The sequence below is a fragment of the Lysobacter gummosus genome, assembly GCF_001442805.1.
In the GTDB taxonomy this organism is placed as follows: Bacteria; Pseudomonadota; Gammaproteobacteria; order Xanthomonadales; family Xanthomonadaceae; genus Lysobacter; species Lysobacter gummosus.
The window spans coordinates 4,122,384-4,130,702 of sequence record NZ_CP011131.1; the positions used below are offsets into that span (position 1 = coordinate 4,122,384).

Annotated in this window: 5 protein-coding genes; 2 read left to right on the plus strand and 3 right to left on the minus strand. The window is 64.1% G+C overall.

Translation table 11 applies throughout. The features are described from left to right. Positions 1-21: 21 nt before the first annotated feature. Complete coding sequence (locus tag LG3211_RS16740; protein ID WP_083512606.1) at positions 22-288, minus strand: acyl carrier protein; 267 nt, start codon at positions 286-288, stop codon at positions 22-24. Between the two features lie 49 nt (positions 289-337). Next, complete coding sequence (locus tag LG3211_RS16745; RefSeq protein WP_187313039.1) at positions 338-1,987, minus strand: fatty acyl-AMP ligase; 1,650 nt, start codon at positions 1,985-1,987, stop codon at positions 338-340. A 658-nt stretch (positions 1,988-2,645) separates the two neighbouring features. Between LG3211_RS16745 and LG3211_RS16750 the strand changes: the two genes are divergently transcribed. Then, positions 2,646-5,102, plus strand: a complete 2,457-nt coding sequence (locus LG3211_RS16750) for a penicillin acylase family protein (protein WP_057943831.1) — start codon at positions 2,646-2,648, stop codon at positions 5,100-5,102. Continuing rightward, positions 5,099-6,946 carry a cyclic peptide export ABC transporter gene (locus LG3211_RS16755; RefSeq protein WP_083512608.1) on the plus strand — a complete coding sequence of 616 codons (1,848 nt, stop codon included), beginning with the start codon at positions 5,099-5,101 and terminating at the stop codon, positions 6,944-6,946. Before LG3211_RS16750 ends, LG3211_RS16755 begins: the two co-directional genes overlap by 4 nt. Before the next feature lie 76 nt (positions 6,947-7,022). Here the strand turns inward: LG3211_RS16755 and LG3211_RS16760 are convergent, their stop codons facing one another. After that, positions 7,023-8,168, minus strand: coding sequence for a tetratricopeptide repeat protein (locus tag LG3211_RS16760; protein ID WP_057943832.1), 1,146 nt, complete (start codon positions 8,166-8,168; stop codon positions 7,023-7,025). Positions 8,169-8,319 lie beyond the last annotated feature (151 nt).

The window sequence follows — 8,319 nt, forward strand, 5'->3', positions numbered from 1 at the left end:
CGAACGCCTCAGTTCGCCAAGTTATGCCGTCGTCGCAGCGGATTCTTCGGCGCGCTCGCCGAACTGGCTATCGAGATATCCGGCCAACTCGCGGATATTCGGATAATCGAACAACCACTCCAGTTCGATCTCTACTCCAAGGTCGTCCTGCAAGGCGCGGGTCAACCGCAGCCCCATCAGCGAATCCACGCCCTGCTCGGCGAACGATTGTTCCACCGATATCTGCGCAGGCTCGATCTGCATCACGTCCGCCATCGCATTCCTGAGCCACTGCTCGCGATTACTCATCCCTGCCCCCGAACTGTTCCAACACGCCCGCCGACACGCGGGCGAACCTTCAAACTTCTACCGCGGGCTCCCACACGCCCGCGAGGTAATCCATCCGGCATTGCGCGCGCCGGACCTTGCCGCTGGACGTGCGCGGCAGACTGCCCGGCGCGATCAGCACCACTTCCGACAGCGGCAAGCCGTACGCCGCACTGACGCTGGCGCGCATCGCGCGCGCGACCTCGTCCCACTCGGACCGGCGGCGCAGCCATTCGCGCTTGAGTTCGAACACGACCACCACCGACTCGCGTCCACCGTCTTCGATCGAGAACGCCGCGCCGCCCGCCTGACGCAACGCGCCGTGGCTGCGCTCGCATTCGTGCTCGATGTCCTGCGGCGCGTACTTGCGCCCGCTGACGATGATCAGATCCTTGAGTCGTCCAGCGATGTAGAGCTGATCGTCGCTGATGAAACCCAGATCGCCGGTGCGCAGATAAGCCTCGTCGCCGCCTTCGATGCGGGCGCCGAAAATCCGCGCACTGAGCTCCGGCCGTCGCCAATAACCTCGCGCAACGCTTGCGCTGCTGACCCAAATCTCGCCGACCTCGCCGGCGCGCACGCGCAGCTGCGTGTCTGGATCGACGATTTCGAGCCGAACGTCTCCGCGCACATGGCCGCAGCCGACCACCCGCGCGCCCTCGCGATGCGCGAACCGCGGCGCCTGCCCGACCGAGGTGCCGGTGATGAACAGCGTCGACTCGGCCATGCCGTAGCACGGATAGAACGCGCCCGCGTCGAAACCGTAAGCGCCGTAGCGATCGCCGAAGCGTTCGATCGTGCTCGCCTTGATCGGTTCGGCGCCGCAGAACGCCACCCGCCAACACGACAGATCGACGCCCTGCAGTTGTTCATCGCTGACCGAGCCGGCGGCCAGTTCGTACATGAAATTCGGACCGCCGCTGACGGTCACGCGGTATCTGGAAATGATCTGCAGCCAGCGCTCGGGGTACTGGACGAACTCCGCCGGCGACATGAATCCGGCCGAACAACCCGAGTACATCAGCTGCAGTACGCCGCCGACCAACCCCATGTCGTGGAACAGCGGCAAAGCGGTAAAAAGTACCGAATCGGCGCTGATTTCCATCGCTTCCCGGATCGACGCGCAGTTGTCGATCAGGTTGCCGTGGGTGACGATCACGCCCTTCGGATCGCCGGTCGATCCGGAGGTGTATTGAAGGAACGCCGGCGCATCGGCTTCGGGCGAAACCGGGCGCCATGGCTCGGCCGAGCTCACGAACGCATCCGACGGTTCGCGCAAGTCGATCTTGATCAGCGCCTCGCCGCCTTCGTGCAATTCCGCCTGCAGCAATTCGTCGGCGTCGAACAATAGCGCGCGCGCCTGCGCGTCGCCGACGATCAACTGCAAGCGGCTCTGCAACACCTGCCGGCGCGGCGGCGCGGTCGGCACCGCGACCACGCCGGCCAGCAAACATGCATAGAACGCCTCGACGAATGTCGCCTGCGATTTGCACACCAGCACCGCGCGCTCACCGCGCAAGCCCATCGCCTGCAACCGCTGCGCCAGCGCGGACGAACGCCGCCATAATTCGCCGAAGCTGAGGTCTTCCGGGATCAGCGAAGCGCCCTTGAAGAAGCGGCATGCGATTCGATCGGGCTGCGAAAGCCCTCGCTCGTGCACGATATTGGGAAAAGTCGACATGCCGTCTTCCCGCTCCTTCCTTGGTTGTGCGGTCGCACCTGTCAAGCCCGCCCGGCACATTCAGCTCGCGCTAAATGCGACACAGGTCGCTACTCGTTCAGGCTTAGCCCCCAGATCGGCGCGCTCGATATATCACGCGCAAAACTTGCTAACCGCTTCGAGGTAAGTTATCCATATGTCGCACAGAAAGGAAGCACGCATGTACGGAAATGTGATTCATCGCAGTGTTCATTGCCATGCACTATCACACACATATAGAGCATCGGATCGCAGTCAGTTGTTGATGTGTCACGCAGATGTTGCATTCGGCGAAATTTGAATCACGCTACGATCACGTAGCATAGCGTCTCGGAAACCGTGCATCGTTGATGAGTGCCACAACGCCATCATGAATTTGCCACGCAGGCAGGGATATGCCGCTACTACATCTCCTCGCCGTCGCAAGAACTGATACCACCGGCACGCGACCGGATTGCGCAGGGGAGGCGCATCGCAACTCATGAATTCATTCCACTTCGACATGAGTCGTCGCCTCGCGCGCGCGTGCGGCGGCGTATGGCCGTCGCTTCGGCGCTGATCCGAACGCGTCCCGCGCGAACTTCGCCCACCTTTATTAATTGTCGTTACGCGACACCGGTCCGACCTCATGAGATTGCCGATGTACTTGCGCAGCCACCCACTGACCGCACGACTGATCGTGTTCGTGCTGTTGCCGCTGCTGGGTTGCGCGTTGTGGATGTGGAGCAACGTCAGGAACAGCCTTCCGTCCGAGGGCACGATCCAGATCACCGAAGGCGTCGGCGCGCCGGTCACGCTGTCGCGCGATGAGCACGGCGTCGTGCACGTCAGTGCCGGCAATGACCGCGACGCGTTCTTCGCCATCGGCTATGCGCAGGCGCAAGACCGCTTGTGGCAACTGGAGTTGCAGCGGCGCATGGCGCGCGGCCGGCTCAGCGAGGTGCTCGGCAAGGACAGCATCGACGCCGACGTTCTGTTCCGCACGCTGGGTCTTTACGAATCGGCGCGATCGGCCTGGCCGGCCTTGAGCGCGCCGGCGCGGGCCTCGCTCACCGCCTACACCGCGGGCATCAACGCCAGGCTGGCGCACACCGCGCAACTGCCGGCGGAATTCCGCATTCTCGGCGTGAAGCCCGAGCCGTGGACCGAGATCGATTCGCTCGCCTGGATCAAGGTGTTCGCGCTGGACCTGGGCGGCAACTATCGTCGCGAAATCGATCGCTTTGTTGCCCAGAGCGCGCTGACGCCGGAGCAGGTCGCGATCTTCTTTCCGGAGTATCCCGCGCAGGCGCCGACCACGGTCGCTTCGGTCGAACAAGCGCAAAGCCTGCTGGCGATGGCCGATTCGCAGCACGAGCTGCAAAGCAAGCTGCGCCTGGCCGCGCCCAACACCGGCAGCAACGCCTGGGCCGTCGCCGGCCGGCATACCGCCGACGGCGGCGCCCTGCTCGCCAACGATCCCCACCTGGGCCTACAGATTCCGTCGCTGTGGTATGCGATCAGCGTGGACACGCCGACGCTCAAAGTCTCCGGCATGAGCCTGATCGGCCTGCCGGTGGTGGTGTTCGGCCGCAACGCACAGATCGCCTGGGGCGGCACCAACATGATGGCCGACACCCAGGACCTGTTCTTCGAACGCGCCGACGCGAGCGGAGCGAACTACGAGACCGACGGCGTCTGGCAACCGTTCCAGGTGCGCAGCGAAGTCTTCAACGTCCGCGCCGACTTCCCGGAAAAGCTTCGTCGCCAGTACGCGCCGGTGACGCTGCAGGTGCGCAGCAGCCGCCACGGGCCGATCATCAGCGATCACTTCAAGGTGTTCGACCAACCCGTGGCGCTGCGCTGGACCAGCCTGGACGCGGCCGATACCAGTTACGAAGCCTTCTTCCGCATGAACTATGCGCGCGACTGGAACGAGTTCAAGCAGGCCTTGAGCCATCACGTCGCGCCAGCGATGAACATGCTCTACGCCGATCGCGCCGGCAACATCGGCTATCTCGGCGCAGGCCGCATTCCGGTGCGCAGCCGCGGCGAAGGCACTATCCCCTCGCCCGGCTGGGATTCCAGCTACGGTTGGTCCGGCGAAGTGCCGCCCACGCAATGGCCGCAGGCGTACAACCCGCCGTCGGGTTACCTGGTCAGCGCGAACAACCGCGTGGTCGGCGAGGACTATCCCTATTTCGTCTCGCACGACTGGGCTTCGCCGGCGCGGGCGCAACGCATCGAACAACTGTTGCGGCAACGCATCGGCTCCGGCCGCAAACTTGTCGCCGAGGATATGCAACGCATCCAGGCCGACACCGTCGACCTGGACGCCGCCGCGATGATGACGCGTCTTCGCGAGCGCTTGCCGCAAGGCGAGCACGGCGCTCAGGCTGCCACCTACCTGCGCGGCTGGAACGGCGACATGCGCGCCGACAGTCAGGCCGCGAGCATCTTCCACGTGTGGATGCAGCATTTCCGCAGCACCTTGTTCGCCGATCAGCTGCAGGGCACCTGGAACAACCCGCAACGCACGCGCCTGCTGCGACGGCTCGGCGATAGCGTGCGCCTGGAGCGGCTCGGCCGCTTGATCCAGGACGACCCGACCGGCTGGTGCGACAACCGCGACACGTCGCGACGCGAAACCTGCGAGCAGGCGCTGGCCAGTTCCCAGGCCAGCGCCCTGGATGAACTGCACAAACTGCGAGGCGGCTGGAGCATGCGCGACTGGCAGTGGGGGCAAGTGCAGAAGACCGTGTACACGCATATCCCGATGAGCGCCATGAAGCCTCTGGACAAGGTGTTCGAGCGCCGGATCGGCAACGGCGGGTCCAGCAATTCCATCAACGTGGCCTCGTCCAACTTCGCCTACGCCGACGGTTACCTGCAGGACTTCGGCGCGGGTTTTCGCCAGGTGATCGCACTCAGCCCCAGGCAGGTGACGCATTGGTACATGAATTCGACCGGGCAATCGGGTAATGCGATGAGTCCGCACTACGACGACATGGTCGAACCGTTCCGCGATGTCCGCTATTACCGTTTGCGCACCTCCGCCGACGGTGCCCTCCCCGCGCCGAACACCGCTTCGATGGCGGCGGCAGGAGCCAGCCGATGAAATTGTTCAGCCAATTCTCCGCACGCGCGCCCAACCGGGTGTTCGTCTCGATCCTGCTCGGCGGCCTGTCCGGCATCTGCTATTCGCTGCTGATTCCGCTGGTGCTCAGCGTGATCAAGGACGGCGACCGCCGCTTCGACGAAGTCGCGGCGGCGCCGACGCACCTGTTCGGACTGGAGATCGCCAACGCGCCATTCGCCGCGGTGTTCGCGCTGGTGTGCGTGTTCATCCTGGTGGCGCGCACGCTATCGCAAATCATGCTGACCCGGGTCGCCATCGACGTGGCCTCGGACCTGCGCACGCGGATGTACGCGCGCATCGCCAACGCGCCCTTGCCGGCGCTGGAACGCATCGGCGCGGCGCGCATGATCGCCGCCCTGACCACCGACGTGCCGCGCATCGTGCTGGGCGCGCGGATGATGCCGGACCTGTTGATCAACATCGTCACCCTGATCGGCATGCTCGGCTTCCTGCTGGTGCTCAACTCGGATGTGTTCGTGTTCGTGCTGGGCTGCATCGCCTTCGGCGTGGCCAGCTATCAGATCCCGATGCTGTTCGGCCGCCGCCATTTCATACGCGCGCGTCACGGTTTCGATGGATTGCAGGAGTCCATCCAGGGCCTGATCCACGGCATCAAGGAACTCAAGCTCAACGACAGCAAGCGCCAGGCGTTTTTCGACGATGTGCTGATGGCGCACGAGCATCAGGTCCGCTCCAGCGAGAAGGCCGGCCACACCCTGGTGCGCGCGGCGAGCAATTACGGCGACCTGCTCAGCTTCTTCGTGATCGGCTCGATCCTCTTCATTTTCGTCAACTATCATCTGGTCAGCACGCCGGAGCTGATCGGCGTGATCATGGCCCTGCTCTACATCACCGGTCCGGTGGCGATGATCCTCAACTACATCCCGCAGTTGACGGTCTCGCGCGTGTCGGTACAGCGGGTGGCGAAGCTGTTCGAGGAAATTCCCGCCGAGTCGATCGACACCGTGCAGGAGCCGGCCGCGCAATGGGACTGCGTGCGCTTCGAACAGGTCAGCTATCACCATCAGGCCGCCGAGGGCGCGGGCTTCCAGGTCGGGCCGCTGGATCTGCAGATCCGCAAAGGCCAGATCACTTTCATTGTCGGCGGCAACGGCTCGGGTAAATCGACGCTGAGCAAGCTGATCACCCTGCACTACCGCCCGACCGGCGGCAATATCCACTTCGGCGAACAGACGCTCAGCGACGCCACCATCGGCTCGCTGCGCCAGTCGATCGGCGCGATCTATTCCGACTACTACCTGTTCGACCGCGTACTCGGCTCCGAGGAACGCGAACGGTTGACCGAACTGGTCGAGCATTACCTCAAGGCGCTGCAACTCGACCACAAGGTGAAGTACCGCGACGGCAAGTTCTCCACCCTGTCGCTATCCGACGGCCAGCGCCGCCGCATGGCGCTGCTGGCGGCGATTCTCGACGACAAGGACCTGTACCTGTTCGACGAATGGGCCGCCGACCAGGACCCGACCTTCAAGGCGGTGTTCTATTACGAAATCCTGCCGGCGCTGAAGCGGCGCAACAAGGCGATCGTCGCGATCAGCCACGACGATCGTTACTTCGACGTCGCCGATCAGGTGGTGACGCTGGAGGACGGCAAGCTGGCCAGCGTGACTGTGCGCGAGAGCGAATACGTCAACGAGTCGGGGGCGACGGGTGGGCCGAAGTTCGTGATGCGGGGCGGACAAGACCGGGACGTTGTGGCCACGCACGATGCGACCACGGATATCGAGGATTCGATCCCGCACAGCACCGAAGCGCTCGTGCGCAACGAACTGGCGCAATTGGCTTCGAACGATGGGGCTTGATGCTGAGCCGATGCAGCCGGTGTCAGTCGAAGGTTCGAGTCGTACGAACTGGATTTTTCGCTATTTGCGTGAGCTCTTAGCGCCGGCCTTCGCCGGACTGCAAACGCAGCTTCAGCTGGCGGGCGAACTCGCGCGCCGGCACGGCTTTGTCTTGCAGCAGACCGTCGAGCAATGCCTCGGCACCCGCCTCGTCCCCCCGCGCCTGCAGCAGCAACGACTGCGCGTAGCGCGCGGTCGGCGAGTTCGCATCCAATCGTTGAGCGCGCTTGAGTTCGAGTTCGGCTCCGGCGTGATCGCCTCGTAGCACCGAAATCAACGCCAACCCGCCGTGGGTATCGGCAAAGTTGCGATCGACCTCGTAGGCGCCGCGATAACTCGCCAGCGCAGCGTCCTGATCGCCTTGCAATAGCTGCGCCCAGGCCAGCGCGTGCCAAGTGCCGATATGATCCGGCATCGCCCGCACGGCGTTCTCGACAGTGACCCGCGCCGCCGGCAGATCGCGTTGAAGCATTTGCAACTGCCCGTAGCCGGAAAGCGCGCGCCCCGAGTTCGGATGAAGCCGCAATGCCTCTTGCAAACGAGCATGAGCGAGATCCAGCTCAGCGCGCCACAACGACTGCGTGCCAGCGACCAACAAGGCTTCATGCTGGCCGGGATCGAGCGCCAAAGCGGTTGCGGCGGCGGTTTCGGCAAGATCCTGATGACCCGCGTCGAACAACGTCAGCGCCCGCACCCCATGAGCCGAAGCATCTTCAGGCGCCGCCGTCGTCGCTTCGTCCAACAGCGCGATCCCCGCGTCGTATTCTCCCGATATGGCGAAGGTGCGCGCCTTCAGTATCAGCAAGACCGGTTCGCGGCCGAACCGCAGCAGAGCCTGATCGATACTCGCGTGGGCGGCATCAAGACGCCGCAGGCACAGTTGGCTGAAGGCCAGATCGTGCAGAACCGCCAAACTATCGTCACCTGACGCCAGCAGTTGTCGATAGCCGGCTTCGGCCGCCTCGTACCTGCCGCTGATCAGAGCCAGCCTGGCGGCGCGAAACCGCACGCCCGAGTCAACAGCCGATTCGACGGACAATCCGCCCAGGACCGCGTCGGCGGCGGCATAGTCCGCGCGCGCGCACAACGCGTCGGCCAGAGCGCACGCCAGATCGGCGTTGTCCGGATCGTGCCGGAAAAAATCGCGCAACTGCGCGATACGCGCATCCATATCTTCCGCCATCGGAAACCTCCTTGCGATATCGCGAGCCGTTCCGGCCGGGCCGGACGATTCATCGCAGCGGATCATGGCCACGACGAAGGCTCGAAGGGCGGCCACGCTATCCCGTCAAAATCGCCGATGTCAATGAAAGCTCCGACCAATATCACAGGCC

Bases quoted from the DNA above. Each gene is read 5' to 3' on its own strand.
- LG3211_RS16755 (WP_083512608.1), top strand. From the start codon at position 5,099: ATGAAATTGTTCAGCCAATTCTCCGCACGCGCGCCCAACCGGGTGTTC.
- LG3211_RS16750 (WP_057943831.1), top strand. From the start codon at position 2,646: ATGTACTTGCGCAGCCACCCACTGACCGCACGACTGATCGTGTTCGTG.
- LG3211_RS16745 (WP_187313039.1), bottom strand. From the start codon at position 1,987: ATGTCGACTTTTCCCAATATCGTGCACGAGCGAGGGCTTTCGCAGCCC.
- LG3211_RS16740 (WP_083512606.1), bottom strand. From the start codon at position 288: ATGAGTAATCGCGAGCAGTGGCTCAGGAATGCGATGGCGGACGTGATG.
- LG3211_RS16760 (WP_057943832.1), bottom strand. From the start codon at position 8,168: ATGGCGGAAGATATGGATGCGCGTATCGCGCAGTTGCGCGATTTTTTC.